This is a genomic window from Paenibacillus sp. FSL R5-0749, from assembly GCF_038595085.1.
Taxonomy (GTDB): Bacteria; Bacillota; Bacilli; order Paenibacillales; family Paenibacillaceae; genus Paenibacillus.
Genome location: NZ_CP152005.1, coordinates 1,150,878 through 1,177,866 on the forward strand (window position 1 = coordinate 1,150,878; position 26,989 = coordinate 1,177,866).

A 26,989-nucleotide genomic window follows, 5' to 3' on the forward strand; every position below is an offset into this window, starting at 1 on the left:
CTTTCAATTCTACCCTACCTTTTCCGCTGCGAAGCTGAGATAATGGGAGAGGAATAAGGCATGAAACAGATGCGACAACGATGTTCACCAACAGCCCAAAAATAAAAGCTGCACATCCATAGGAGGATTATTAATGACGACACAACCATTGAATCTGATCCAATCCACGGAGGGTCAAGCCTTGCTTGCCCAAATGTATGGACAATCACAAGTAGCGGAACAGACTGCACGTTACACGAAGTTGAACGCAACGTTCGAAGAGTACTTTGGCGCACAAGAAGGAAGCAAGTTGTTCAGCGCGTCAGGACGCAGTGAGATTGGCGGCAATCACACCGATCATAACCATGGTAAAGTGCTGGCGGGCAGCATTACGCTGGATACAATTGCAGTGGCAGCACCAACTGCGGAGTCGGTAATTACCTTTTACTCAGAAGGCTATGACAAGAAATATGTAATCGATCTCACGGACCTCACGCCAAATACGGAAGACGATGGCACAACAGCATTGATTCGCGGTATGGCTGCGGGATTTGGAGAATTCGGATATAAGGTAGGCGGCTTCCAAGCATACCTCTCCAGTAACGTGTTCTCGGCATCTGGAGTGAGTTCTTCGGCGTCATTCGAGATGTTGATCTGTACGATTTTGAATCACTTCTATAATGATGGAGCAATGGATGTTGTCACTTTGGCCAAAATAGGTCAGTATGCGGAGAACCATTATTGGAATAAACCTTCCGGTCTGCTGGATCAGATGGCTTGTGCGTACGGCGGACTGATTGCCATTGATTTTGAAAATCCTGCACAGCCGGTTATCGAGCCTGTTCAGTGGGATTTCCAACAGAATGGGTACTCATTGGTCATTGTGAATACGGGTGGCAACCACGCCGATTTAACGGAAGATTACGCGGCTGTGCCCAATGAGATGAGAGCGGTTGCTCAGGCGCTGGGCAGTGAGTATGTTCGGGAAATTACGGCAGACGCAATCTACGCCAACCTCAAGAAGGTTCGTGAAGCGGCTGGAGATCGTGCCGTGCTGCGTGCGCTTCATTTCCTGGAGGAAAATAATCGTGTCGATGGAGAGGTTCAGGCGTTGCGGGATGGACGTTTTGCTGATTTCCTGAAACTGATTACCGCGTCCGGTAACTCGTCATGGAAGTGGCTGCAGAATGTATATCAGAGTGGTGCTGTGAAGGAGCAAGAGATTGGCATCGCGCTGGCACTGACCGAGAATTATCTGCAAAACCTGGGCGACGGCGCTTGTCGGATTCATGGTGGTGGATTCGCAGGGGTTATCCTTACAATTCTTCCGAACGAAAAAGTGGAAGAGTATATGTCTTGGATGCACGACATGTTGGACACGCCAATTATTGTTGTTAATGTGCGTGCACAGGGTGCGGTGTGCCTGAATGCATTGATTGCCTAATGTAAACAGATACGAAGAATGGCTGAACTGAAATCTCATATGTAACAAAAAGCGGTTATTTGCCCCCGATATGGTCAGGGTGAATTACCGCTTTTTGTTATGCGAAATGCAAGATTAGTGCATGAAAATGATGTATATATTTACTCAAAACACCCTCAAAACATAGGATTGTAAAGAGAGCGTTCTTTTTCGTGTCGAAATTTGTAATAAAATGTACCGGATTTAAATAATAGATAATATCCCTTTAAAACATACTTCAGGGGATTGAAGTGATTTTTGTTTTTATATGTAGAAAAATGACAAAATATAGAGTATAGTTAAGGGATAATTTAACTATTTTTTTCTATGAATTAGGATGTAAAGATGAATATTGGATTTTGCTAGTTTTAAAAGCAATGAATCTAGTAACGGGGGATGGATATGAGCTCATTTAGAAACTGGCTTAACTCAACCAAGCAAGGTCTTGAGGACCAGGTTAAACGATTCAAGAATAAAGATTTTATGGATGCGGTAGTAGCAGGCTGTGCCTTGGTTGCTTTTGCGGATGGAAGCGTAGATGCTTCAGAAAAGAATAAGATGGCAGGATACATAAATCTGAGTCAGGAATTGAAAGTATTTGATATGGCGGTTGTTATCGAACGTTTCAATCATTATGTCAATAACTTCGAGTTTTCTCCCGAGATCGGGAAACAGGAAGCTTTGAAAGCAATTGCCAAGTTTAAGTCGAAGCCTGAAGTCGGCCGTGTCATTGTAGGTGTGTGTAGTGCGATTGGTGCTGCTGATGGTAATTTTGATGATCAAGAGCGCAGAGTCGTAGCTGAAATTTGCACGGTTCTTGGTTTGAATCCGGGTGAATTTAGTCTGTAGCCCTCTAGGCATCTGAAGATGAAAGGAGGTGAATATCAGTGGCTGGTATTAATTTGGTCAAGGGACAGAAAATCGATCTAACCAAGGGCAAAGCAGGATTAACTCAAGTCATCGCCGGTTTGGGTTGGGACCCAGTAGCCTCCAAGGGATTCTTCGGAAGAAAGAAGCAGGCGAATATCGATTGTGATGCTTCGGCATTGCTGTTGGATGAGCATGGTCGTCTAACGAAGGAAACCAATCTGGTCTGTTTCCATAACAAGCAAAGTTTGTGTAGATCTGTAGTTCATTCAGGAGATAATCTAACGGGCGAGGGTGAAGGAGACGATGAGCAAATCAGAATCAACCTCTCCTCCGTACCTGCCGATGTTCATAGAATTCTTATCGTTGTAAACATCTATGATTGTGTGAATCGCAAACAGGATTTTGGCATGATTGAGCGTGCATATATACGCATTTTGGATGGGAAAAACTCTCAAGAGCTGGTCAAGTTTAACCTATCCGATAGTTATTCAGGCATGACAGCCCTCATCTGTGGCGAAATGTATCGACATGGTGCAGAGTGGAAATTCTCTGCAATCGGTGAAGGTGCTCATGCGGTACATATCGATGAGCTTGCTCGTCGTTATACGTAGTAAATGATTACGCATAATGCAATTTTGCATCTAATTATATCGTGAAGCGGAGATGAATCGAATGGCTATCAATCTATCCAAAGGTCAGAAGATCGACTTAACCAAAACAAATCCGGGGTTGGCCAAAATCACTGTAGGTTTGGGCTGGGATACCAATAAGTATGATGGCGGCAAGGATTTTGACCTGGATGTATCCGTGTTCTGTGCGAATGCTGACGGTAAGGTTAACGGAGAAAAGAATTTTATTTTCTTCAATAATCCGCAAAATGAAAATGGTTCCGTTGTTCATACGGGTGACAACCGTACGGGTGAAGGGGATGGCGATGATGAGCAAGTAAAAATCGACCTACCTAACGTTCCGGCAGATGTCGAGAAAATTGCATTCACCATTACCATCTATGAAGCACAGGAGCGCAGCCAGAATTTTGGACAGGTATCCCGCGCATATGTACGTATCGTAAACGAAGCGAATTCGGAGGAATTGATCCGTTTCGACCTTGGTGAAGATTTCTCCATTGAAACAGGTGTTGTGGTTGGCGAGTTGTACCGTCATAGCGGTGAGTGGAAATTCAGCGCGATTGGTAGCGGTTATCAGGATGGTCTGGTTGGCCTTACACGGGATTATGGTTTGCAATAGGCTCCAGTGAATATATCCATTTCTGACCTTATACAAGACAGGGAAGCCGTCGATTAGACGGTTTTCCTTTTCATTACTGTAGGCATCTCTCATGAAGAAAGGTGGACGAATATATGACAATTAGTTTGGCTAAAGGACAACGTATTGATCTGACCAAAACAAACCCTGGTTTGACAAAAGTTGTGGTGGGCCTTGGATGGGATACCAATAAATATAGCGGCGGAGTCGATTTTGACTTGGATGCTTCAGCATTTTTGCTTCATGAAGACGGTAAAGCCAAAGGAACGGACGATTTTGTATTTTACAACAATCCAACGGGCGGTGCCGGGTCACTAACTCACACGGGAGATAACCGTACAGGTGAGGGAGAAGGCGATGATGAGCAGATTATCGTAGACTTCAGCAAAGTTCCTGCGAATATTACCCGGATCGGTATTACCGTAACGATCTATGATTATGAAGCACGTGCACAAAATTTTGGACAGGTGTCCAACGCTTTTGTTCGCGTCGTAGATGCGTCCAACGAACGTGAAGTTCTGCGTTATGATCTGGGAGAAGACTTCTCGACGGAAACGGCTGTTGTTTTCTGTGAATTTTACCGCTCAGGTTCCGATTGGAAGTTCCAGGCAATCGGTAGTGGTTTCGCCGGTGGACTTGCTGCGCTCTGCGAGAACTACGGATTAGATGCCAAATAGGAGAAGAAAGGTGAATCTGTTATGGCTGTAACTGTCGTCAAAGGGCAAAAAACGGACCTGACCAAAACCAATCCGGGACTTTCACGTCTTACGATTGGTATTGGTTGGGATTCTCCTTCAGCGCTTGAACTTGATACATCTGCATTCCTTCTCGGGGCTGGTGGTAAAGTATCCGGTGATGAAGATTTTATCTTCTATAACCAGCCAACAACGGCATTTATTACGTACAAGGATACACCGCAGCAATCGGACAAAAAGCAATTTGATATTGATCTGAGCAAAATTCCTGCCCGTATTGAGAAAATTGCGTTCAGTCTGACCATCTATGAAGGTGAGTCCAGAAACCAAAGCTTTGGTCAGGTTCAGAATACCTATATTCGCTTTGGGAATGCCAGTAACGGACAGGAAGCATTGAGATATGATCTGGCTAGTGGATTTACCGTGGAAACGGCGATCGTCATTGGCGAGTTATATCGACATAACGGAGAATGGAAGTTTAATGCGATTGGCTCCGGTTTTGCCGGGGGACTAAATGCATTGTGTGGCAATTTTGGCGTGAGCGTCGAGGATAATGCTTCATCTTCACAATCTGCTCCTCCTGTACCTCAGCCCCCAGCGCCGAAGCCTCCGGCTCCGCCAGCTCAACCGCCTCAACCCAAGATTGAACTGAATCTGAACAAGATTGAGCTGAAGAAAAAAGGCGATACGATTAACCTGAAGAAAAATGCAGGAGGACTCGGAGAGATTTTAATCAATCTCAACTGGAATCAACAGACCAACCGAGGGCTGTTCGGGCGAAACAAGAGTGTGGATCTGGATCTCGGTTGCCTTTATGAAATGATGGATGGCAGTAAAGGGGTCATACAGGCTCTTGGAGAATCATTCGGGTCCCTTAACCGATATCCGTACATAGCTCTGGACGGGGATGACCGGACAGGGTCAGTGAGGACTGGAGAGAATCTTCGTATTAATGGTGAACGTGTTGCTCATATCAAGCGTATCCTCGTGTTCACTTACATTTATGAAGGTGTCAAAAACTGGTCACAGGCTGATGGAGTCGTAACGATTAACCAGAAAGACGGTCCTGATATTATCGTCCGCATGAATGAACATGGAAGTTCCTTGGGAATGTGTGGTATTGCCATGTTCCGCAACGTGAATGATGAGACGTTCAGTATTGAAAGAATTGTCCAGTTCTACAATGGACACCGCGCCCTGGATGAAGCCCATGGGTGGGGAATGCGCTGGACTGCCGGCAGTAAATAACAATTTGAGTTAGCGGAGGCTGCCTTTTCATGTTTAGTGATTTCTTTAAAAGCATTAGTGAGAACTACGGCCATTTCTTCTCTTGGACCGAGATTGTAGCCACACTATCTGACCCTGTAAGCTGGGGGATTATTGGTAGCTTGATCTTGCTGGAGGGGCTTCTGTCTGCGGATAACGCGCTGGTACTGGCTGTTATGGTTAAGCATCTGCCCAAGGAACAGCAGAAGCGAGCATTATTCTATGGTATCTTAGGAGCTTATATTTTCAGGTTTATTGCGATTGGGCTGGGGACATTCCTCGTGAAGATCACCTTGATCAAAGTGCTCGGAGCATTATACCTGTTATACATTGCCTACAAAGGACTATTCAAGTCTCAGGAAGACGAGAATCAGGAAGGCAAGCAATATTCATTCTGGAAAACCGTACTCATGGTCGAACTGATGGATATTGCTTTCAGTATTGACAGTGTTATTGCGGCGTTTGGTATTAGTGAGCAGATTTGGGTACTTTTCCTCGGAGGTATCATCGGAGTACTCATGATGCGTGGTGTTGCGCAGATCTTCCTTAAACTTATTGACAAGTTTCCTGAACTGGAAAAAGCGGCATTTATCCTTATTGCTATTATTTCAGTGAAAATGATGTTGAGTGCTTTTGGTTTCCATATCTCTAACGTGATCTTCTTCTCGTTATTGGTCGCTGTATTTGCTGGAGCGATTCTCCTCGGTTCGGCAAGAAGAAAAAAGGAAAACAAAGGTCAGACCTCTTAAAAAATGTAACTCTGCCCTCAATCCCTCCGCTTCTTGGAGGGATTGGTTTTTATACCCCGACAGCATTCATTTCATCATGCAGACTGACTTGAAGTCAGAAGATGCAAGGAGGAGAATAACCTGAAATATTTTAATTTTTTGAACTCTGAGGAGGAAGAAGCGCTATTTTTTTCTTCACCCGTATCGTTTAGTCATCGAACCTCCAAAGAAATACTGGCATATGCTGTTGGGGCTGCTTTGTACATGCCAGCCACCCGTCCGCATATTGCGGACGATATTATGAACGGTAAGCATGAAGGACTCACGACCATCATCATTGACCTGGAAGATGCAGTAGGTGACGAGCAAGTAGAATTTGCGGAGCAATGTTTGGCGCAGCAGCTTACATTTCTAGCAGGGCACCTGGAGACGGGAAAGTTATCGCCCAATCAATTGCCTTTGCTTTTTGTCCGGACGAGGTCCCTGGAGCAGCTGGAACATCTTTTTGAGGTGTTAGGTGAGCGAATGACCTTGTTAACAGGTGTGGCACTTCCCAAGTTTGACTGTACGAATGGAAGGGCTTATCTGCAGCTTGTTCACGAATATAATCAGCAGAAAGACAGTACTCATCCACTCCTGTACGCTATGCCTATTTTGGAGACAGCGGGTGTAATCTATCGGGAAACACGCTGGGATACATTGATCCAAGTGAAACAGATTGTGGACGAGTATGCTCCCTATATCCTGAACATCCGAATTGGTGCAACGGATTTCTCAAGCTTGTTTGGTCTGAGAAGAAGTCCGGAACTCACGATATATGATATTGCAACCATACGTGATTGCATATCCGATATCATCAATCTATATGGACGTGCAGACAACGGTTATGTAATATCCGGGCCGGTATGGGAGTATTTTAGCCAGCGGGAGCGTGTATTCAAGCCCCAATTAAGACAGACGCCATTCGAAGAATCACTAGGTAAGCCGGGCAAGAACCTGAGAATGAAATACATCTCTAACTCTATGGATGGACTCATGCGTGAGGTCATGATGGATAAGGAGAATGGCATTGTCGGAAAAACGATCATTCATCCAACACAGATCAAGCCCGTTCAGGCGATGTATGTCGTAACGCATGAAGAATTCATGGACGCACAGGGCATTGTAGGCCGTAATGACGGAAGCATGGGTGTTTTCAAAAGCACGTATACCAATAAGATGAACGAGATTAAACCACACTTGAGTTGGGCGAAACGAATTTTAATCCGATCACAAATATATGGGGTGTTACATGAACAGCAGCATTATGTCGGGCTCTTGCCCAAACATGAACAAACATACGTTTCCTATTCTTGATCAATTCCATGTCACGATTGAGACCACACATAATCCATTGGAAATTCCATTGGAGAATCTGTTCTCCATGGCGGCTCGATTGAATAAAAAACGATCATTTCTCTTTGTCAGTAAATTGCTTGGCAAGCATATTGCCGTCAATCCGTATACTTCACTGCTCAGCGGAGCGGCTCTGGCGGTTCTGCTGTATGAAGATTTAAGTCAAGGAGAAGACAAACGAATTGCAGCGTGGAAACAATGCATGGTCCGCGGATTAATTGATCCGGATCAAGCTCGTGAGGCTTATGAGTCTTTAATGAAAGTTCAGATGACTTTGCCTGAAGACGTGAGATTTGTCGGTTTTGCCGAGACAGCTACCGCTCTGGGACACAGCATGTACGAGCTGTTCGCTGATCGTGCAACGTATATTCATTCCACAAGAGAGTACCTGCCTGAAATCGAGCCGGATATTCAATTCGAGGAGGAGCATTCTCATGCGATGTCTCATCGCTGTTACGCTCTGGACTCGGAATCACTCGCAGAGGGTGGACCTCTTGTTCTTGTGGATGATGAGATCACAACGGGCAATACCACATTGAACATTATTCGGGATATCCAGCGCACCTATCCGCGCAAACAATATTATATTGCGTCTTTGCTGGATTGGCGGACTGATGCAGATGAGCAGAAATTCACAGCACTGGAACATGAACTTGGAATAACGATCACTCCACTATGCTTGTTAAAAGGAAAAATTCAGGTGATGGGCGAACCATCTATCGATGCTTCTGGAGAGAAGACGGGTACTGAATCCGCATCGTTGATACATGTTATATCTGTTGCCGGTGAACTGGAGCCATGGCGCGCTGTATCTGCGGATTCGAAGGGGAATCGCTGGTCGGCTCCTTATCTTCGGTACACAGGCCGATTCGGCATTCATTCAAGTCATAATGCTGGTCTGGACTCAGGTATCTCCAGGATCGCAGCCCTGTTGCGAGAAAAAAGGAAGGGCCGGCATACCCTTGTGATGGGTACAGGGGAGTTTATGCATATTCCGATGCGAGTTGCCGCTGAGATGGGTGACGGGGTGATGTATCAGTCCACGACTCGGAGCCCAATCCATACGGTGAATCGTCCAGGATATGCAGTTGTTGCAGGTGAAGGATATGCTTCGCCAGAAGATCCGACTGTTCGCAATTATATATACAATGTATTACCTGGGCAATATGATGAGATTTTTGTTTTGATGGAAAGACATATGTCTGAAGAACGAATGCAGCCTATGCTGGATGTATTGTCCCAACTCGGATGTAAGCAAATATACGTGGTGTACTGCGGTGTTCCACAGGAGGGCTGAGAAGACAGCTATGAACTTACCTACAATTGAGAGTGTGCTGAAGCGCAAAGTTAAATCACCTGACCCACTAGGCAGTTATGACCCGTCTGACGTTGTATTTCTGTTGAAGGATTTAAGTCATATTCAGTTGGAAAAAGAGACCGGAGAGCGTGAACAAGCCATTCAGTCGGGTGTGCATTATTCGGAAATGCTGCCCGTGGAGTATCACCCTACGGATGAATATATTGAGTTGTTCCATGATACATTGGCGCAATCTGCAGAGAAGGTCGCTATGGCTGCCGCCGTTGTAGCGGAGATGATCGTGCGCAAGAGGGGACTGGATACCGTTCTGGTCTCGCTCGCTCGTGCCGGAACGCCAATTGGCATTTTGGTCAAACGTTATATTTCCATGAAATATAATGTGGATATGCCTCATTACAGTATTTCCATTATTCGTGGAAAAGGGATTGATGAGAACGCCATTCTATATATTGGGCAGCAGCATGGACTCCATGCACCTATTCAATTCATTGATGGCTGGACAGGCAAGGGAGCCATTCGCAAGGTGCTGGTGGAAGCTTGTGAAAGCCTGAATGAACGTTATAGCATCAGATTGGATGATGATCTTGCCGTGTTGGCCGATCCCGGGCAATGCTCGGCTACATATGGAACCCGAGAAGATTACCTGATCCCAAGCGCTTGTCTGAACTCAACCGTATCCGGCCTAATGAGCCGTACCGTACTGCGGGATGACCTCATCGGACCGGAAGACTTCCATGGAGCCAAGTGGTACAAAGAGTGGGCTTCATCCGATCTGTCCAACGTGTTTGTGGACCAGGTATCTGATTACTTTGCCAAAGTTGAACAGGAGGCATCCCTTCAAGCGGATGAAGCACTTGCTCATCCCCCCGAAGTGACCTGGCAGGGAATGCAGGATATCCAATCCATTCAACAGGCATTCGGTATCGGTGATGTGAATCTGATCAAGCCAGGGATCGGAGAGACGACGCGGGTACTATTGCGCCGTGTACCTTGGAAGATCCTGATTGATCGTCCGAACAATCCTAATCTGAGACATATTATGCTGCTCGCACAAGACCGGGGTGTCCCGGTTGAAGTGTTCCCTGGATTGAGCTATTCATGCTGCGGTATTATTCAATCGGTAAAGGGGGGCGGCGAATGATTTATGCAAGTGATCTGGATCAGACCCTGATCTATTCCCGGCGTTCGATGGGCGTTTCCGAGGATGCCCCAGGACTCGTCCCAGCCGAATGGATTCGTGGTGAATTATCAGCCTTTATGTCAGCCGAGGCGTTGCATCGTCTCAAGACTCTCCCCGAAGATATTATATTTATCCCTGTGACTACACGGACAGTGGAGCAGTACCAGCGTATTCGGATTTTTCAGCAGGATGTCATTCCGGCTTATGCGATAACGAGTAATGGTGGAAATATTCTAATTAACGGTGAAGTGGACCTGGCCTGGAACGAATATGTTCGTTCTCAGCTTCAACAGCATTCGGCTACGGCAGATGAGGTAAGACAGATGTTTGGTGATGTGCTGAACAGCGACTGGGTTGCAGGGGAGCGACTATGTGATGAGTTGTTCTATGCCTTTGTCATTCATCGTGACCGTATGCCGTTAGAGCAAGTTACAGAGAAGATTCAGGCGTTGGGAGCGTTGGGATGGGAGGCTTCCATCCAAGGGCGCAAGCTGTACCTTGTTCCTTCTGGAGTGAACAAGAGCGCTGCGGTAGAACATGTTCGACAGCAGATCGGACATGTTCCTGTTATAGCCTCTGGGGACTCTTTACTGGATCGTTGTTTACTCGATTTCGCAGATTATGCTATTGCTCCACGGCATGGCGAACTTTACCGGGAGAAGCAGCGGAATCCCGATGTGATCCCTTACCAGTTCACCGAACAATCCGGTATATTTGCCGCCGATGAGATATTGGAATATGTCCGCTCTACACACCATGTTGCGATAGGAGATGCTGTCTCATGAACAAGACCCGTATTTATTTTAATCGTTGGTTCTCGGTGGCGTATCACTATATGAATCTGATTCGAAACAACGAAGATGGTATGCAGTTCGAGATCTACGGCACGCATTCCGATCCGAATAACATGGCACTCCAGGGATGTGATCATGCGGAGTTGGAACCAAAGGTTACGGGAAAAGAGTATGTTGATTTCTGTCTTGATTTTTGTCGTAGACATCAGATCCATATATTTATCCCACGTCTCCATATGCTGGATATCAGTAAGAATGCTCATCTTTTCGAAGAGATCGGCACCAAGGTTCTGGTTTGCAAGGATACAGAGTTGTTGGAACAATTGATGGAGAAAGACCGTTTCTATGAATCTGTACGTGAACTGGGAATCATGAATATTCCGGATTACTTCACTGTCAGCAATGCCTCCCAATTCAAACAGGCCTATGATGCACTTTCCAACACTGGACATGAGGTGTGTTTCAAACCATGTAATGGTGAAGGCGGCATGGGATTCCGGGTGATCGACAATAGTCGTAATCCATTGGAAGAGTTGTTTGGGCACACTCAGAACCGTATCTCTTTTGAAGATGCTTTCCGTGCCTTTTCTACTGTGGAGTCCTTTCCAAACATTATGGTCATGGAACGTCTCGAAGGTTATGAATACAGTATAGATTGTTTGGCTAACAGTGAGGGGAATCTGCTCGCGGCTGTGCCTCGCTGCAAAGCAGGTGGACGACTAAGAAGGCTTGAAGAGCATGCTGAACTATTAAAAATTGCAAGTGATGTTGCTGCTGCTTATCGCATTCCATATAACTTCAACATCCAGATGAAATATCGTAAAGAGACTCCGAAACTTCTGGAGATTAATCCAAGAATGTCCGGGGGATTACATGTGTCCTGCCTTTCGGGAATCAATTTCCCATATCTGGCTGTGAAGCTGGCTCTGGGTTATGAAGTCGGCCCCCTTTCTCCGCAATACGGTATATTGGGAAGTCATGTGGAACAACCATTAATTATGGATACGCAGAAAGTTAGAAGCCATTAGAGATTAGTTTCCAAACATTGACACCTTCTGACTGGTTTTCTTACAATACGATTATGAAGATGATCTTGATAATTACACAGGAATCAAGTGATCAAGTGCAGTCTTCATTTGTTCATTGTATATCATGTGTTGTTACAGGCAGGAGGATAAACGATGTTACGCATAACAAAAATCGGGCTGGGTGCGCTGATTGGATATGGCCTTGCGGCTGTAAGCAGTCCCTTTGTTCCTGAATTTGTATCATGGGCAATCCCGGCTTTGGCGACAATGGCCGGAGGTATAATTCCTTCAAGGCCCCCTGGGCCAATCATTGAGACATCTGGTTCTGACCCCGATCGCAGAAGAGTTGTTGAAATGAACGGCGGAGCAGGGGAACAAGCTGTGGGTAATCGATCTGCTAACCAGGAGGTCAGTCCGACCACTGAACGTGCAGAAACCTCTGGACGATCGGAAGCAGGACGTTCGCCACAACAAGAAGAATCAGATCCTATTTTTGGTCCAGTCATTGAATATCTCGAAGTTTTGGAAGATATGGTGATCTCTGAGGGCCAAAAAAATGAACTGGACAATGAAATTGTGGAGAAGTCATTAGCCCTTTTTGCCAGATTGCAGCGAGTCATTCCGGCACTGAAAGAGTTAAACAACGGGGATATTAACCATACGATGCGCAGATTGATTTTGAAAGATTTAAATGGTTTTATTAACCCTTTTCTCCGTTTGAGTGGAGAAGCCAAGCGAACCAATCGCAGAATGTTGTTAAATGGCCTGAAGGATGTCGATTCCAAGATTTCAGAGATTGTATCTACAATCGAACATAAAGATCTATTGGAGCTTCAGAACAAAGCAGAGCTTATTCATCAAAGGTATAATAGCTCCGAATTATAGGAGGGATGGTTGGTATGGCAACGGAATATATTCAATTAAAACAGGATGACCAGCAGCGGATTAATCAGGAGGCAACCCAATTAATTCAAAAGGTATCGCAAACCGATGCTGTTCAACTGGATTTATTAATGGATGATATCGGCAAGCTGGGTGTGAAGACACAGGAAAAAGCGGGACAAACGCTGAAAATGCTGGATCGACCTGTGAATGATCTCATGTCCGGCAATCGGGCTGAAGTGTCCACGATGATCTTGAAGCTGAGAGATGAGTGTGAAAGTTTACAGCAGAGCAAAAACGTTAGTTTTGTAGGGCGGTTACTGCGCAAAAGTCCACTGAAGAACTATGTCTACCGTTACCAGTCTGTGCGAACCAATATTGATAGTATTATTAATGGTTTACGGGATGGGAAGGACAATCTGGAAGAGAGCATTGTGAGTATGCGTCAGTTAAAACGGTCTTCCATTCAGGAGATTTATAACCTGCAAACCAAAATTGCTTTTGGTAATCAGTTGAAGGATCTGTTTGAGGCAGAGATTGCCAAGCCTGAGAATGAGAGCCGCAAGGCTCACTTGGAGCGTGGATTGCGTAAGGTGGTTACCCGCACTCAATCCATGACCGAAATGATCATGCTGTATAATCAAGCTATTGCAGCTACGGATATTATTAATGATAATAATGATAAACTTATTGATTCCGTGAACAATGCCATTGATAAGACAGCCAATCTGATTACGGTATCTGCCATGATTGCCATGGCTTTGAATGATCAGGAAAAGGTCATTTCCGCTGTGGAAGCAACCAATAAAACAATTGAAGAACAGTTCAAGGAAAATGCCAGATTACTGCGTACAACGACAGAAAAGACCAATGATTTGTTAGCCAAACCGGCCATGTCCATGGAATCGGTGAACCAGGCCATCGGAGATCTGATGTCTGCTCTCGATCTGTCTGAGCAGTCCAATCGCCGCATTATCGAGAGCTGTAATGACTATACAGCCAAGATGACTGCGCTCAATGCAGGCATGAGTGAAAGGTTGGGGCTGGAGGCTCCCAAGGCGGGGAATATTCAATCTAAAAACCAACCCGATGCCAACTCGTTAAGCTCTTATTTGGATTAGTTTTACATTTGGTTTCTATGTTTGAGTTTCATATTTTTTTCATAGGATTGAAGTAGAGAGGCGCTGGTGCGTCTCTTTTTTGCGTCTATAGCTTGAATTCATAGAAATCCTTAAGGTCGAGATCAATGCAGGTTTATTCAATTTTTCAAGCGGGAATACTGGGCATATACTGCATTCTATTGCATACCATATGTATATATGTTGCAGCTTCATAATGAAAGGGGCCAGGGGTATGCTATCTCTCATTATTGCCGGTATTGCCTGTGTATTAATCGTTGTTGCAAGTAGCGAGAAGGCTGAGTCGATTGCGGAGTTGAATGACCGTTAAACTTCTGTATTTTTTATGGAGCGTTTGATAGAATGAAGGTAAACTTTGGAAGTGTGTGAAGGAGATTACTTAACATGCTGGAATTTTCATTCGAAATTATTGACGAGACCAAGATTAACATTCAGTACAAATACGGCAGTCAGTTATTTAATTTTAATCTTTTTTGGTCCAATGGACATTGGACATTGCATCCATTTGATGGCATTCTAATCGAGAATCGGGATATGTGTAGCCTAATTGTTGCGGACTTGCTGAAGAACAAGGATTTTCACGTGATGCTTGCAAAAGAAAAGATCATGCTATCTCATTTGCGAACTACCGTAAATCTTCAGCCTGACGATCCGGAACAATTCGAAGTAAATCCTCGAATCGATGATCGTTCATATCAGGGTGATGATGGTCTCATGAGTTACATAGAAAATCATAGTTTTGAAGAGATACTTCAGCAAGAACAGCAGCAGATTCATGCAAGAGTGGAGTTTTTTCAAGAGATCATTCAAAAAATGTTCATGGAAGGCATCGGACCCGAAGACCCTGATTTTAGCAAGGTTCAATCGATTATTCGAATATACAAGGATACATTTGATAGGCTGGGGAATATCAGCGATAATCATATGGGAGATTACAATAACAAAAGATGGTAGATTTATGACTCTGATATATTGGTGGAAGGTCAACCATCCAAAATAATAATGAAGTGTGCATTAATCCAAGTCCGGGCCATGCCGGGCTTTTTGGTTTATTCATTTTTTTTGTGAAAACGTCAAACTTTGCAGGTCTGTAATGTGTTATTTAAGTAATGTAGTGGCATATTTAGGTGGGGAATACAAATATATAGGCGTGTTAGTGAGGTTCGATAAGGTCAGGTGCGGTCTCTCAATAATGTGCTCATGGGAGGAAGGTTCAGATGATTACACCTACAGTAGCAAGGCAGGAAGAGGCTCAATTATACGAGGAGTTACGGCGTGCGGTCGAAGAATTCGAAGAGGGCGAGCAGAGACAAACTGTTCTGAATCGGATGATCAGACAGCTCAGGTTCGCTAAATGGCGTAAAGATCGAATGCGTAAGATCGATGCATACTGCCAAAGGATCAAGCCCGCGACATTATGGATTATCTTAACCACAGGTGCTCTGGTGCCCGTCTTGTTATTCACGATGTTCATCTGGGTATCTCTATGGGTAGAGTAGCAGACAACTAGAGAGATAAGGAGAGATCAATTCCGTATGTTATTTATTGTGTTTTTGATTGCGCTCGTATTTGGTGTTTTGTTGATTTTTCGAATGGATGAGGACAGAAGGTTAAAAGCCGGAGCGCTGACCGTGGTCGTGTTCAGTATTTTGCTGTGTATGCTACTCATATTCCAAATGGGTAGTTACGGAGGCGATTCTTTTAACTATTTGGGGTTTTTTAACATGTCGTATGGAGCGGCCAACGTATGGATTCACATCTTTATTGTGACGACGCTGGCGGGGTTACTGACGTATCTGGGTGCGAGTGAGTAGTAGAGAAGTGAGGTTAGACCGTGAGGGGAGTTGGTCAGGACTACTCGTCACAGTCTAACCTTTTGCATATAAAGAAGTGTAACTAATCTCATAAAAGAGCCTTGCTTTTTTTACAAGGATGAGTCACTCGGGTAAACAGAACCAATACTGTTTAGTGTAAATCATGAGTATTCTTGTTCAAAGATTGTACGTTTCCCTGAATGTACTGGTGGTAATCGCGGAAGCTGCTGATGTGATGCAAGGAATCGGAATTCTCGGATTGAATCTTAATCTTGCCATCCTGAGGCAATTTCTTCATCTCGGCAATGACCGATTTGGAACCTTGAATATCACCTGACATGTCCTGAATTCGCTGTAATAAAGCGGGATGTCCTTCATGCTGGAGCATTTCGGCGAGTGGTCTCATCTCCTCCAGCTTCTGGCTCGACCGATCAAGCACGGTCATTACTTTGTCTCCATCTGTGCTTGCACTAAGCGAAACCATCCGGTGGATATGATCTTTCTCCATACGCTCAAGTGCTTCGAGATGGGAAGCTTCCAGTCGTTTGGGATCGCTCCAACTCTCCGATCGGACGGTGTCATTCTGCTGCTGGGAAGCATTATTCGCAGTGCCATTGCCACATCCCCATAACAAAGTTGAGCAAGTTAACACAGCTCCAACAGCAATCATACTTTTTAATCTCATACTGTCACTCCTTCGATAATTTCCTGAAGGTAGTATGAGCAATTATATCCAAAATGATGCTTACTCGCTTCATTTCTTTCCCATAATTAAGCATATCACTGGTTTATCTGGTCAAAACGGCCTAGATGAATTCAAATTTATTTAGCTATTCAAACGAAATTACAGACTTTCTGCTTATTTTTGCAGGCATCTGTTTTCGGGTGTATAGATATTGATTTATAATGAATGGATATAAATACAGGTAAATTGTTACAAATAAACTACACCTAACAACTGAAAAAAAAGAGACCTGGACGTTTTGTCCAGGCCATTCCTAATGAAATATAAAAATTGGTGTATCACTTTGCAGTTTTTTCTCAGGAAGAAGGTACTTCCTTTTTTGGATTTCGACTGTCGATAAACCAACCTGGTCCTTCTACACTGATAACCTCCTGTGAGTCGTAGTTATAGGAAACGGTGATACGTTCATCCTCATGTCCCGTTATATGACCGTATAGATATAGACGTGAATGGATGGAAGGATCATCAATATCGTGACTCGTTACAATAAAGTCCGCATTATAGTATTTCTTTATGTACTCAACACTTATTGGTGTAGCTGTTTCAACAATACTTTGCTTATCTGAGGTAGACATACTTGAACATCCTCCTAATAAGAATAGAAAAATAAGTAAGGTCAGAGCTGCAGGTTTTATTCGCATAAGCGTTAATTCTCCTTTTATGGAAATAAACTCTAAGCACACTTTAATACAAATTAATGTAATAGACAAGGTGGGGTATCATGACATACATAAATGATAAGACCTATTGGACCATTGCTGATGAGGTATACAAACGAGATTTACCATCTTCCGGATATAAGAATGAAAATCTTCCAGGTTGGACAATAGTTGAACCGAAGGGGGCCATGCTTCATGATACAAATGGTTCTGGATTTGATGCTACTGTGTTTTACAATGAGGATAATAATCAAGTTATTATTGGTTATCGGGGAACTGAACCCCCTGATCGTCCCAAATGGAGTGTACTAACAGATTGGGAGACTGATTTAAATGATGTTGTAGGTAATCGAACCAAGAATTTGGAGGAAACTCACAATTATATGGAGCAGTATAAGGAAGAGATTGCGGCGCTGCCTCTGCATCAACAAATGCCTTTTATTGAAGCTGAATCTAGGTATCAGAATAATCAATTTATTCAGGCACTGAACCTCTTTGATAAAGTAAAGGAGGAGTACCCGGAAGCTGATATCTCAACCACTGGACACTCGTTGGGAGGTGCTCAAGCCGAATATGTTGCGATTCGTAATGGAGTATCATCAGCGAGTTATAATCCGCCAAGTATCGTAAATTTACTTCCTGATGATTTGCAAGAGAAGGTTCGGAACGGAGATTATCTGAAAACGAATGTGGCCTATGTCCATCCAGGGGATTCTGTGGGTTCTGGTGTGAAGAATGCCGAGCAGCATGTTGGTGCTACTTATTATATCAATTCTACTTTTGAAGATGCTAATCGTTACGAGACAATCCCCATGTTCTTACCGATACCTCGCGAGACGTGGTGGGAACAAAGATTGTTCGGTAACAAGTGGTCGTTTGAATTTATTCGTGTCCCGTCTATATCCGGAGAACAGAGTGTATTATCCAAGTTTTTGGATTCCATGCTAGTCGGTCAGAGAACACATAGTATGGATCATTTTACATTCGATGAGAAAGGGAACATAAGTAATACATTGTTTACGATAGATGGGCAACGTGTGGATGGTCAGCCTAGAGTAGAAAATTATTCAGAGATGATGAAGGCAAGAGAAGAGTTTAAGGAAGCGATGAATATGCTGGTTGAGAAGCATGGTTCAGCTATGGGAGGGTTCGGCCAACTTGCGGCAACAGTACTAGGAATCAGTCCAGACGCTATGAATAGACAGAACTCAGCATACTATGTTGGCGACCGACATGGGAGCACTATTCAACTAACACCTGAGGAGCTTGGACATTCTTCCAGACAGATGCGGGAAAGTCTGCATGGCTTTGCCAATGATGCCCGCTCTTCAATCCAGATGTTCCAAGCACATATATCAACAAGTGAGAGTCAGTCCTTTACACCCATTGCCTATGATGCTACGGCAACGTTGGAGCGGATTAATCGGTGGTACCAAGAATCCATTACAGAGATCGCAGATTATATCGAACGGAAAAGACAGGATTTTGTTCTGGCAGATCGATAATAGTTTAGCTGCAATGAACTACAGGAGGTGTACATATGGGGAGAATATCTGTCTCTCTGTCAGATTTGAGAAGAGCGATCCAGCAGTGTGAACAGTTACAGCAACGCTTGATTCAACAGGAGCAGCAGATGCGAAACATATATGGAAGACTGCAAGATTGGAAGGGAGAATCTGCTGTACAGTTGTCTGCAAAAATGTCAGCGTTTCTTGAAGGAACTACATCCAAACTAGCAGAGCTAGAAGCACACAAAGAACAATTAAAACAATATATAAGGAAGATGGAAGAAGCCGACCGCGAAGATCGACGCAAAGCTCGGAACCTTTAGTAATCGTCCTTATTTTTCGAGCTGGGAGGAATAATGTTTATCTATAACAATTTGATCTGGCGCTGGACCATCAATCTTCTGTATCCTGCCATCATCTTTGTCTTCCAGAGCTGGGGACCGATACTGGATACTTGGACAGGTCCTATTTTGTTCGTCGCGGTGTTCTGCTTTCTATGGAGTGATGTGAAAGATATGTTCCTTTCTACGGGCTTGACATGGTTTATTGCCATCCCGTGTTGGTGGTATTGGATTGAGCGTCCGAAACCATCATTCGGTGCTGAGAATTTTGCCGCACATCTATGGTTAATTGTACTTATGTACATTGTCTTTGTGCTCATCCCTCAGACGTTGGTCCTGACTACGCGGTTGCGGGTCATGGATTATTATAAGAAATGAAAGTTACAAGACCTCGCTATGAACGGTCTGACTCCTGCGGTAATCCAGCAACCGATTAAGGAGATGATATGGGACATAAAAGGTCTGAACGACGAAGGATATATTATCTACTCATCTCTTGATAATGAAGAGTAGGAGGTGAATTATAACCTAAAAAAATAAGCCATCCTCCTGTGTTGTTCCTCATGATAAGCGGGATGGCTTGGTTCTATACTTTTCTCTTATATTTTCCTGTATATGGGATCGTAAGGTGTATATTGAGTTCCTCAATAGAATCCTCGGATAGAATTAATTTTTCTCCGTCACCGGATAACTTGTGCCACAATTTCGGGTCTTTGCGGTACAGTTTTTCTTGCAGGCCGAATACATCAACTCCTCGTTCCAAGCCATGGCGATACGTTTCCATAATCTGTTCTTTTAGTTTATCTTCACTTACCCGGGTCATTTCATCGTATGGCATGGGAACCAGATATTCATATAATGCTGTTAGATATTTGGCATCAATAGAGAATGTGACGTGATCTCCGTGGATAATCGGTTTAATTTTAATGGTAGGCAGACCAACACTGAGAGCGCCGTAGATGACATTGTCCTTCTGGATCAGCAAGGGTGCTCGGCGCATGCCTTTGACTAGCCAGTGGTAACCCGGTAGATCATTGTGTGACATGAACTCAAAATTCTTTCCCGTCCTCTCGAAAAAGGCTCCTTCGATCAGGAACAGATCATGTTCTTTTTTATTTTGGAGCCAGAGTTCCTTATTCAAAGAAATGACTGGTAGATACGTCGTAGTTGCTGGATCATTGTGCGTTGCAATCAATTCGAAGCTGAGTACGGGTGCAAATAAAGAGTTTTCCATGTAACTGGGCAAAGGATTGTGGAGGATGCTATCCAGCGGTGAAAGATTGTAGATGGATGCTGTGCTCAAAATATCCAGTAAAGGTTCACGTGTACCATATACCCAGGTGGTATAACGGGCCTCGGGGAAGCGCCCGAGCATGTCAAACACATCCTTGATGTGTTTGTTATTCAACACTCCGTCTGCAAGTACAATCGCGGTCACATGTCCCCAGGCAATGTGTAATTGTGAGGCACGCCATAATTCGTTCATCGCGAGACTCATTGTCTTCCCTTCAGCATGACCAACCCAGATCGGAGGTGCTTCCGCAGTTTTGCTGGAGCTCTCACTTTTGGCTATACTCGAAAAATCCAGTGTCTGTACATAAATGTGATACATACCGTCTTTGAAATCGATACCGATCGCCTTTGCATAGTCTACCTGCTGAATTTCGTATGCACTCCAGCATCCGGTCGTCATGAGGACTAGGGAAAGACTCAACAATCCTAGCACACAGCGACGCAACAGTCTGTTCATCGTTCATTACCTTCCTTGCGCGGTTTCTGCGTCTCCAAATAGACAGGTCTGCGTTTGCCAATGCCCGTTGGCATTTTGAATAAAGATGAGAGGGCTTGTTTGAAACTCAGTGGGGTTAAAGGCGTCAGATAGGGGATGCCAAATGACTTGAGATCAGTCAGGTAGATGAGAAACAAAATCATTGACAGAATGAACCCGTAGATGCCCAGTGTTACCCCTAAGACAAAACATAGAAAACGAAGAATCAGGATGGAACTTGTCATGACTTGATTGACAATGGTTGCTCCAGCAACCACCGTTACTGCAATAACGACAATCATCAACGGGGATACCATACCGGCACGGATGGCTGAGTCCCCGATAATCAAGCCACCCACGACCGTTAAGGTCTGACCGATGGCGCTTGGCAAACGAACCCCGGCTTCCCGGAACAATTCCATCAGCAACATGATTAGAAACATTTCTATGCCCGATTCCATAGGCAAACCCATCCGTCCAACAGATATTGTTGCCACGAGTGGAAAAGGAATCTGATCCATATGAAAAGAGGTTAACGCAATATAAAATCCGGGCAAAAATATGGTGACCAACAGACCGATAAACCTCAACATGCGACCTACATTGACAGGTAAAAAAGGAAAGCTGGCATCTTCTGGTGATTTGAGCAACAGAAACAGATTAACGGGTCCGATGATTGCACTGGGATTACCATCTACAATAAGAATGAAGCGACCATTGAGCAAGCATTCTGCTGCAAAGTCTGGCCTGCCGGTATAGTGAGTTAACGGAAATAAGGTGATCTTGGCAGGTGATAACAACTCTTCAAGTTCATTGGCCGTCATGATACGCTCTGTTTGGATTGTGCGTAGACGATGCTTGACTTCATCAATTAATTCCGAATTGGCAATGTTCTTGATATACATCAATGCTACCTTGGTGGCTGACCGTGAGCCAATAAGTTCGATATTGCAGGCTAATTGGTTGGTACGCAGTCTGGTACGAATCAAAGCGACATTCACTGCAAGAGGTTCGATAAAACCGTCCCTCGCTCCACGGATGGATACTTCTGTCGTGGATTCTTCCGGTGTCCGTGTAGGTATGTTGGAAATGTCTAGACTCCACATGGCTTGAAGAGAGGGGAGGCAGATTAGAATATGTCCTTCAAATACACGTAGGGACATGAGTTCAGTCCCATACGCCGGATCATTCAGATCAAGAGTGCTCCACTGGAGGCTGATATTTTTTTCGATGTCAGAAATGCGAACAAAATGAGTTGATTCATAGGTCCTTTTCAAATCTGGCAGAATGATATCATAGATGGCTTGAGTATCGACCATACCGCTGCAATAGCACATAATCAGCTTCATTTGCGAATCGCCAAATATATGTTTATCGATGATGACATCATCAGACCCGGCAAAAAAGGTTGTCAGATTGTGTTCGGTCATATGGAAAGGTGTATTCGGTTCAGGTTTTGTTGGTGTTGTTTTGGGTGGATTCGACATGTTGAGCAACCTCCTTGTCCTTTTTGTGAATGAGAGCGGCCAGCGTTAACAGGACAGTAACGATTGCCACATAAGCCAGCATGACGGGAAACTGGATATGGTCCACATAATAATCCACATAATCAATGCGCCACCACTGGATGGCAAAAGCGCACATAACGAATGAGATACAGAGAATGGTGATATATCGCTTCTTCGGTCTGCGGATATCCAGCAGGTCCACGATAAGATATATCGAGATGGCTACTCGGGCGAATGAACCGCTCAGCCATTGGTATATGGAGAGAAAATCCACGTGCTGAAACAACTTGCCGATATTCACAAGTTTCCATTGTTCATAGGGACTGTTTCGCTGTTTGGCAGCCTCTTCCGGTCCAAATTCCACAATGGCTCCCATGGTAGGTCCAATGGCCATACTGATCATGAAAATTCCAAGTAACAGGACATGCCACCAGCGCAGTTTGCTTTTGATCTCATGCTGGAATAACATTAGAATCCAAATCTCCATTAGTCCGGCAAGAGAATAGATCATACCCCGCATAATCGGAGCGAAGCCGTGTTCCATCATGGGGAATAACTGACCATAATCTTTATACTTCATATTGGCAGACATGACGAAGTAGCCAAGCAGAATAACTAGTGGCAGAAGGATGCTCGAAGTCATGGCAATAGAACGGATTCCTTTAGCTGCTGACCATGCTGCAACGAGTACACCGACTCCGGCTAACACATAGGTGGGTGTGAACGGTAGATAGGTAGATACCGTCCAGTTCGTTGTTTCATATAAAGTATGTGTCCCTAAAGCAAGCAGCAAAATTGCAGCGGTTATGCGAAAAATCCACGATGGAATAATGCCAAACTCTCGGGTGATCCAATCGGTCAACCGCTGTCCACGCACGCGCCGAATAACGATAAACATCATGCATAGAAACAACATGAAGAGCGGTGCAGCTACAACAACTGACAACCAGCCGTCCCGACCAGCCTCTTCAAGAATTGCAGGAATGGACAAGACGTGACAGACCAGTCCGGCACTTAATAAAATGATGGAAAAGGATAGCCAGATCGTAATTTGTCCTTTTTCCTGGCTCATTGCATTCACCGTCCGCTCAAGGTAGTTTCCGTTAGGTTGCACAGCATATGGGAAATTGATTCCTTTTTCAGATTTTTTCACAAAAAGCTGCAAACGAGATGGACGGACTAACCAGAAAGCTATAACATACAGATATAGCAATGTCGAAGACAAGTACTGAGCGAAGCATAGAGAAATAGGGAAAATAGGGAGGAAACCTGCGATGACAAATACAACGAAGGCACCTGGAGAGACGAAAGTTGGCTTTATTGGTACAGGCGTGATGGGGAAAAGCATGGCTGGGCACATCCAGCAAGCGGGATATCCGCTGCATGTGTACACACGAACCGCTGCCAAGGCGGAAGCGTTAGTGAAAGAAGGCGCCGTATGGCATGATACACCAGGCAAACTGGCTGCCGCGTGTGATGTCATCATCACGATGGTGGGTTATCCCAAGGATGTGGAGGAGATCTATCTCGGTGAAGATGGTCTCGTAGCCAATGCTAAACCGGGGTCATATCTGATTGATATGACAACATCCAGTCCGCTTTTGGCGGCAAGAATCTCTGAAGCTGCGGAAGCCAAAGGACTGCATGCACTGGACGCGCCTGTATCGGGCGGCGATATCGGAGCGCAGAATGCCAAGCTGTCCATTATGGTTGGAGGAAGCTCGGCGGCCTTTGAAGCCGTGCGTCCGCTGTTTGAGCAGATGGGCAGCAACATTGTGCTGCAAGGCAAGGCAGGAGCCGGGCAGCATACCAAAATGTGCAACCAGATTGCCATTGCCTCTGGCATGATGGGCGTATGCGAAGCACTCGCCTATGCCAAGACGTCTGGTCTGGACGCGGAGACCGTGCTGAAGAGCATTGCTACCGGGGCAGCCGGAAGCTGGTCACTCAGCAATCTCGGTCCGCGCATGATCGCAGGCGATTATGAGCCTGGATTCTATGTGAAACATTTTATCAAAGACATGGGCATTGCACTGGAGTCTGCAAAAGAGATGGGCATGAACACGCCTGGGCTGGCTCTGGCCGAATCCCTGTACCAGGAAATAGCGAATAATGGTCTGGAAGAGAAGGGGACACAGGTTCTCTACACCTATTATCTTCAGGCTTAACAACCAAGAGAACAGCAGCGCATTCTTTTTCGATTCAGGAAAGGTTGCGCTGTTTTTTTTATTTTACGGCTTATTTATGCGTCTAAAGTCACGGAATTGGTTAAATGTTCATATGTACTTTGCGTATTAGAGAGATTTTGGTCGTTAACCCTTTATTTTAACCCCTCTTTATCCGACATAAGTAATAGAAGTTTACATAATGAATGTGTCAAAGGATGTTATTCCTCCTGTAATGGTCACCCGTAACCCACACTATAATAGAACGGAGCTTGCCCATGTTCAAGAAAATCCTGTCTCTGTTCAAGACACAGCCAGAGCTTGCGAACCCGATTACAGCCTCCGCTTCAGCTTTACCATCGACGACAGCCATTCCTCCGCGTATGGTCCGCAGTAAACGCAAGAAAAAAGCGGAAGGGGACTGGACACGCCCGCCGGAGGAGCCTAGTACAGCAGATCAGCTGATGGGTCTTCCAAGTGAGTATAAAGTGCTGAACGATCTACTTATTACCAATCCGAAGTCACGCTCAGGTTATTCGCAGATCGATCATGTTGTAATTGGACCTCGGGCCATCTTTGTAATCGAAACCCGCAATCTGACGACAGGTGAGATTCGCGGCGGAAGAAGAGAGGCCAATTGGTCGGTCAGCAGCAGCCGGGTCAAAATGTACAATCCACTCATGCAGCATCGTGCACATGTGGAAGCCATTCATGCACACCTCGGAGACTACAAAAGAGTGCGTCTCGTCTCCATGGTGACCTTCACGAACCGTTGCCGCATTAGTGTTGATCCTGCTGTAAGATATGTGAATTCGGATGAACTGATCATCTATGACCATGAATTGGTGGAGACAATTCAGCGCAAGACGGAACGACTTGAGTCTGAAGTTCCTGAGACTGTATTTCAAGAGAAGGATATTCAGGCGATTCACGCCCTCTTATCATCGGTGAACTCGACCGATCCTCAGATTCGGTCAGAACACATGGAGAAGGCCAAAGGAATTAAATAATCACACTTCATGAACACTGTTGTCCATACGGATGACAGTGTTTTTGTGTCGATCTTGTCAGTTAATACACGAGTAGTAAAAGGCTTTAGACACAGGTATATCGTCGTATACACCCCATTTTTGACTTATGATACAATGTAGAACGTGTTCAGTTGTGAATCGATTATGTTATCTGAAAGGATATTTTTGTAAATAAATTGTTCAAGGGTTGGAGTAGAGGTTAATGTTTCTCAGGAATATACATACGATAGGGGAAGATCATATGATGAAATGGAATGATACGATAAAGACGTTTACGGTTATGTTCAGTTTGGCAGCGATACTGACAGCTTGTGGTGGTGGAGCGAAAGAGACGTCATCATCATCCGAAACAAGCAGCTCGAATGCTGCTGTAACCGAAACGGCAGCAAACGGTTCGACTGCTGGTGAGGAGACAGGTTCAGACGCCAAAGAATCTTCTTCGACTGATGACGGCAAGATTGGAAAGGACTCTACACTGGAAGAGTTGAAGCAGCAGTATGCGGATAAGCTTGGCTATATCCGTATCCCTCTTACGGATCATCCAGTGCGCCGGGTTAGTGAGAACGATTCCAAAAATATAAATGTGGCCAATTATAGTGATGCTGTTGTGGACATGAACGCAGAGGTGCCGATTCATTCCGATTCACAGCGGTTGATTGATGATGCCTTTCCTTATTTCACAACTGTACAAGCACCTGACGAATCTTATGTAACCTGGGAAGAAGCAACCAATCTGGAACGTGCCATGGTGAAAACGCTGTTTATCGCCCGTGAAGGTCTGTTGATTACGGATGATGCAATGAAAAATAAGGATTACAGCAGTACATCGTTCCAGGACTCTATGGATTTCTTCCGTGTGACAGCAAAATTTGAATCCATGGCACCTGTTGCTCAGCATCCACGTGACATCACGCTTAGTACGCTATACGACAAAGCCCGTACTTCGTGGGGCAAGCTTGCAGAGATGGACCCGGAGCAGGATGAAGCGGCGTTTGCCGAGATGTATAAGACGGCGAGAAGTGATGCCAATAATGCCATGGGGCTGCTCAATGTTCTGCTGTCTACAAATGAGGAAGAACGTGTAGAGGAGATCTACGGAAAGTGAAAGTAGTAAAGTCATAGTAGTGATGAACAGAATTGGAATGCGTTGAACGAATGAGCTATATGCCTAGGTCTCACATAGAACCCTGACTACCGGGATAATCGGTGGTTAGGGTTCTATGCGTTGTAGCGAAGGGGTGCTTCATTTTTTGCTGCCAAAATGATGATAAGTTTGTTGTTTGGGAAAAGTAGGGTAATAAGAATAGAAGCGGCATTGTAAAATACGCTATAATAACCATATGTGTACATAGAAATGATTACATATTGGACGCAGTGGAGAAATCAACATGTCTAATGGAGGCTCTGAGCTGGAACGTGTTATCGGTTTAGGGTGCTCCGAGCCGGAG

28 protein-coding genes are annotated in these 26,989 nt (G+C 44.8%); 23 read left to right on the forward strand and 5 right to left on the reverse strand.

The features are described 5' to 3' along the window. The first annotated feature begins 133 nt into the window (after positions 1–133). The 17 genes from MKY85_RS05050 to MKY85_RS05130 all read left to right on the forward strand — a co-directional run bounded on the left by MKY85_RS05050 (position 134) and on the right by MKY85_RS05130 (position 15,816). Positions 134–1,423, forward strand: a complete 1,290-nt coding sequence (locus MKY85_RS05050; protein ID WP_339239932.1) for a galactokinase family protein — start codon at positions 134–136, stop codon at positions 1,421–1,423. A gap of 420 nt (positions 1,424–1,843) precedes the next feature. After that, a complete protein-coding gene (locus MKY85_RS05055; RefSeq protein WP_339259077.1) occupies positions 1,844–2,290 on the forward strand; it encodes a tellurite resistance TerB family protein in 447 nt (148 codons plus the stop codon). 38 nt (positions 2,291–2,328) lie between these two features. Beyond that, on the forward strand, positions 2,329–2,922 hold the full coding sequence (locus MKY85_RS05060) for a TerD family protein (protein WP_339259079.1): 594 nt from the start codon (positions 2,329–2,331) through the stop codon (positions 2,920–2,922). 61 nt (positions 2,923–2,983) lie between these two features. Beyond that, entirely contained in the window at positions 2,984–3,559 is a 576-nt protein-coding gene (locus tag MKY85_RS05065) for a TerD family protein (protein ID WP_090917591.1), read from the forward strand. A gap of 113 nt (positions 3,560–3,672) precedes the next feature. After that, on the forward strand, positions 3,673–4,254 hold the full coding sequence (locus MKY85_RS05070; RefSeq protein ID WP_264934654.1) for a TerD family protein: 582 nt from the start codon (positions 3,673–3,675) through the stop codon (positions 4,252–4,254). A gap of 21 nt (positions 4,255–4,275) precedes the next feature. After that, positions 4,276–5,520: a TerD family protein gene (locus tag MKY85_RS05075; RefSeq protein ID WP_342571977.1), complete on the forward strand. Its 1,245-nt coding sequence runs from the start codon at positions 4,276–4,278 to the stop codon at positions 5,518–5,520. 29 nt (positions 5,521–5,549) lie between these two features. Beyond that, a complete protein-coding gene (locus tag MKY85_RS05080; protein ID WP_339259088.1) occupies positions 5,550–6,287 on the forward strand; it encodes a TerC family protein in 738 nt (245 codons plus the stop codon). 138 nt (positions 6,288–6,425) lie between these two features. Further along, positions 6,426–7,622, forward strand: coding sequence for an HpcH/HpaI aldolase/citrate lyase family protein (locus MKY85_RS05085; protein ID WP_342571978.1), 1,197 nt, complete (start codon positions 6,426–6,428; stop codon positions 7,620–7,622). Then, on the forward strand, positions 7,558–8,958 hold the full coding sequence (locus tag MKY85_RS05090; protein WP_342571979.1) for a phosphoribosyltransferase family protein: 1,401 nt from the start codon (positions 7,558–7,560) through the stop codon (positions 8,956–8,958). The genes MKY85_RS05085 and MKY85_RS05090 overlap by 65 nt, the downstream gene beginning before the upstream one ends. A 10-nt stretch (positions 8,959–8,968) precedes the next feature. Continuing rightward, positions 8,969–10,120, forward strand: coding sequence for a cysteine protease StiP family protein (locus MKY85_RS05095; RefSeq protein ID WP_342571980.1), 1,152 nt, complete (start codon positions 8,969–8,971; stop codon positions 10,118–10,120). Next, positions 10,117–10,944, forward strand: a complete 828-nt coding sequence (locus MKY85_RS05100; protein WP_339259094.1) for an HAD family hydrolase — start codon at positions 10,117–10,119, stop codon at positions 10,942–10,944. The genes MKY85_RS05095 and MKY85_RS05100 overlap by 4 nt, the downstream gene beginning before the upstream one ends. After that, a complete protein-coding gene (locus tag MKY85_RS05105) occupies positions 10,941–11,981 on the forward strand; it encodes an ATP-grasp domain-containing protein (RefSeq protein ID WP_342571981.1) in 1,041 nt (346 codons plus the stop codon). Before MKY85_RS05100 ends, MKY85_RS05105 begins: the two co-directional genes overlap by 4 nt. Positions 11,982–12,134: 153 nt before the next feature. Continuing rightward, entirely contained in the window at positions 12,135–12,866 is a 732-nt protein-coding gene (locus MKY85_RS05110; protein WP_342571982.1) for a hypothetical protein, read from the forward strand. A 14-nt stretch (positions 12,867–12,880) separates the two neighbouring features. Beyond that, positions 12,881–13,984 carry a toxic anion resistance protein gene (locus tag MKY85_RS05115; protein WP_339259098.1) on the forward strand — a complete coding sequence of 368 codons (1,104 nt, stop codon included), beginning with the start codon at positions 12,881–12,883 and terminating at the stop codon, positions 13,982–13,984. 402 nt (positions 13,985–14,386) lie between these two features. Then, positions 14,387–14,956 (forward strand): hypothetical protein, encoded by a 570-nt coding sequence (locus tag MKY85_RS05120; protein ID WP_342571983.1) that lies wholly within the window; start codon positions 14,387–14,389, stop codon positions 14,954–14,956. Positions 14,957–15,219: 263 nt separating this feature from the next. After that, entirely contained in the window at positions 15,220–15,501 is a 282-nt protein-coding gene (locus MKY85_RS05125; protein ID WP_342571984.1) for a hypothetical protein, read from the forward strand. 36 nt (positions 15,502–15,537) lie between these two features. After that, a complete protein-coding gene (locus MKY85_RS05130) occupies positions 15,538–15,816 on the forward strand; it encodes a hypothetical protein (RefSeq protein WP_342571985.1) in 279 nt (92 codons plus the stop codon). 151 nt (positions 15,817–15,967) lie between these two features. Here the strand turns inward: MKY85_RS05130 and MKY85_RS05135 are convergent, their stop codons facing one another. Both MKY85_RS05135 and MKY85_RS05140 read right to left on the reverse strand, forming a co-directional pair. Beyond that, a complete protein-coding gene (locus tag MKY85_RS05135) occupies positions 15,968–16,501 on the reverse strand; it encodes a hypothetical protein (protein ID WP_339239937.1) in 534 nt (177 codons plus the stop codon). Positions 16,502–16,857: 356 nt separating this feature from the next. Next, positions 16,858–17,136: a hypothetical protein gene (locus MKY85_RS05140; protein ID WP_338591354.1), complete on the reverse strand. Its 279-nt coding sequence runs from the start codon at positions 17,134–17,136 to the stop codon at positions 16,858–16,860. 146 nt (positions 17,137–17,282) lie between these two features. Here MKY85_RS05140 and MKY85_RS05145 point away from each other — a divergent pair, with 146 nt between their 5' ends. The 3 genes from MKY85_RS05145 to MKY85_RS05155 are packed head-to-tail and all read left to right on the forward strand — an operon-like array spanning position 17,283 to position 19,447. Continuing rightward, the gene (locus MKY85_RS05145) at positions 17,283–18,725 is read left to right on the forward strand and encodes a hypothetical protein (protein WP_342571986.1); all 1,443 of its coding nucleotides are present in this window, start codon (positions 17,283–17,285) and stop codon (positions 18,723–18,725) included. 35 nt (positions 18,726–18,760) lie between these two features. Then, a complete protein-coding gene (locus tag MKY85_RS05150) occupies positions 18,761–19,051 on the forward strand; it encodes a hypothetical protein (protein ID WP_339259107.1) in 291 nt (96 codons plus the stop codon). A gap of 33 nt (positions 19,052–19,084) precedes the next feature. Beyond that, positions 19,085–19,447 carry a hypothetical protein gene (locus tag MKY85_RS05155; RefSeq protein WP_339259109.1) on the forward strand — a complete coding sequence of 121 codons (363 nt, stop codon included), beginning with the start codon at positions 19,085–19,087 and terminating at the stop codon, positions 19,445–19,447. Between the two features lie 208 nt (positions 19,448–19,655). Here MKY85_RS05155 and MKY85_RS05160 read toward each other — a convergent pair whose 3' ends face one another. Genes MKY85_RS05160 through MKY85_RS05170 form a run of 3 tightly spaced genes read right to left on the reverse strand, consistent with a single transcriptional unit; the run spans position 19,656 to position 23,417 of the window. Beyond that, positions 19,656–20,819 carry a Ger(x)C family spore germination protein gene (locus tag MKY85_RS05160; RefSeq protein ID WP_339239943.1) on the reverse strand — a complete coding sequence of 388 codons (1,164 nt, stop codon included), beginning with the start codon at positions 20,817–20,819 and terminating at the stop codon, positions 19,656–19,658. Further along, positions 20,816–22,324: a spore germination protein gene (locus MKY85_RS05165; protein ID WP_339239945.1), complete on the reverse strand. Its 1,509-nt coding sequence runs from the start codon at positions 22,322–22,324 to the stop codon at positions 20,816–20,818. Before MKY85_RS05165 ends, MKY85_RS05160 begins: the two co-directional genes overlap by 4 nt. Continuing rightward, complete coding sequence (locus MKY85_RS05170) at positions 22,287–23,417, reverse strand: endospore germination permease (protein WP_339239947.1); 1,131 nt, start codon at positions 23,415–23,417, stop codon at positions 22,287–22,289. The genes MKY85_RS05165 and MKY85_RS05170 overlap by 38 nt, the downstream gene beginning before the upstream one ends. 202 nt (positions 23,418–23,619) lie before the next feature. On the opposite strand from MKY85_RS05170, the gene MKY85_RS05175 reads away from it, so the two are divergent. The 3 genes from MKY85_RS05175 (at position 23,620) to MKY85_RS05185 (ending at position 26,646) form a co-directional block, all read left to right on the forward strand. Further along, on the forward strand, positions 23,620–24,513 hold the full coding sequence (locus MKY85_RS05175; protein WP_342571987.1) for an NAD(P)-dependent oxidoreductase: 894 nt from the start codon (positions 23,620–23,622) through the stop codon (positions 24,511–24,513). 275 nt (positions 24,514–24,788) lie between these two features. Continuing rightward, positions 24,789–25,520 carry a nuclease-related domain-containing protein gene (locus MKY85_RS05180; protein WP_339239950.1) on the forward strand — a complete coding sequence of 244 codons (732 nt, stop codon included), beginning with the start codon at positions 24,789–24,791 and terminating at the stop codon, positions 25,518–25,520. A gap of 262 nt (positions 25,521–25,782) precedes the next feature. Then, complete coding sequence (locus MKY85_RS05185; protein ID WP_342571988.1) at positions 25,783–26,646, forward strand: hypothetical protein; 864 nt, start codon at positions 25,783–25,785, stop codon at positions 26,644–26,646. Positions 26,647–26,989 lie beyond the last annotated feature (343 nt).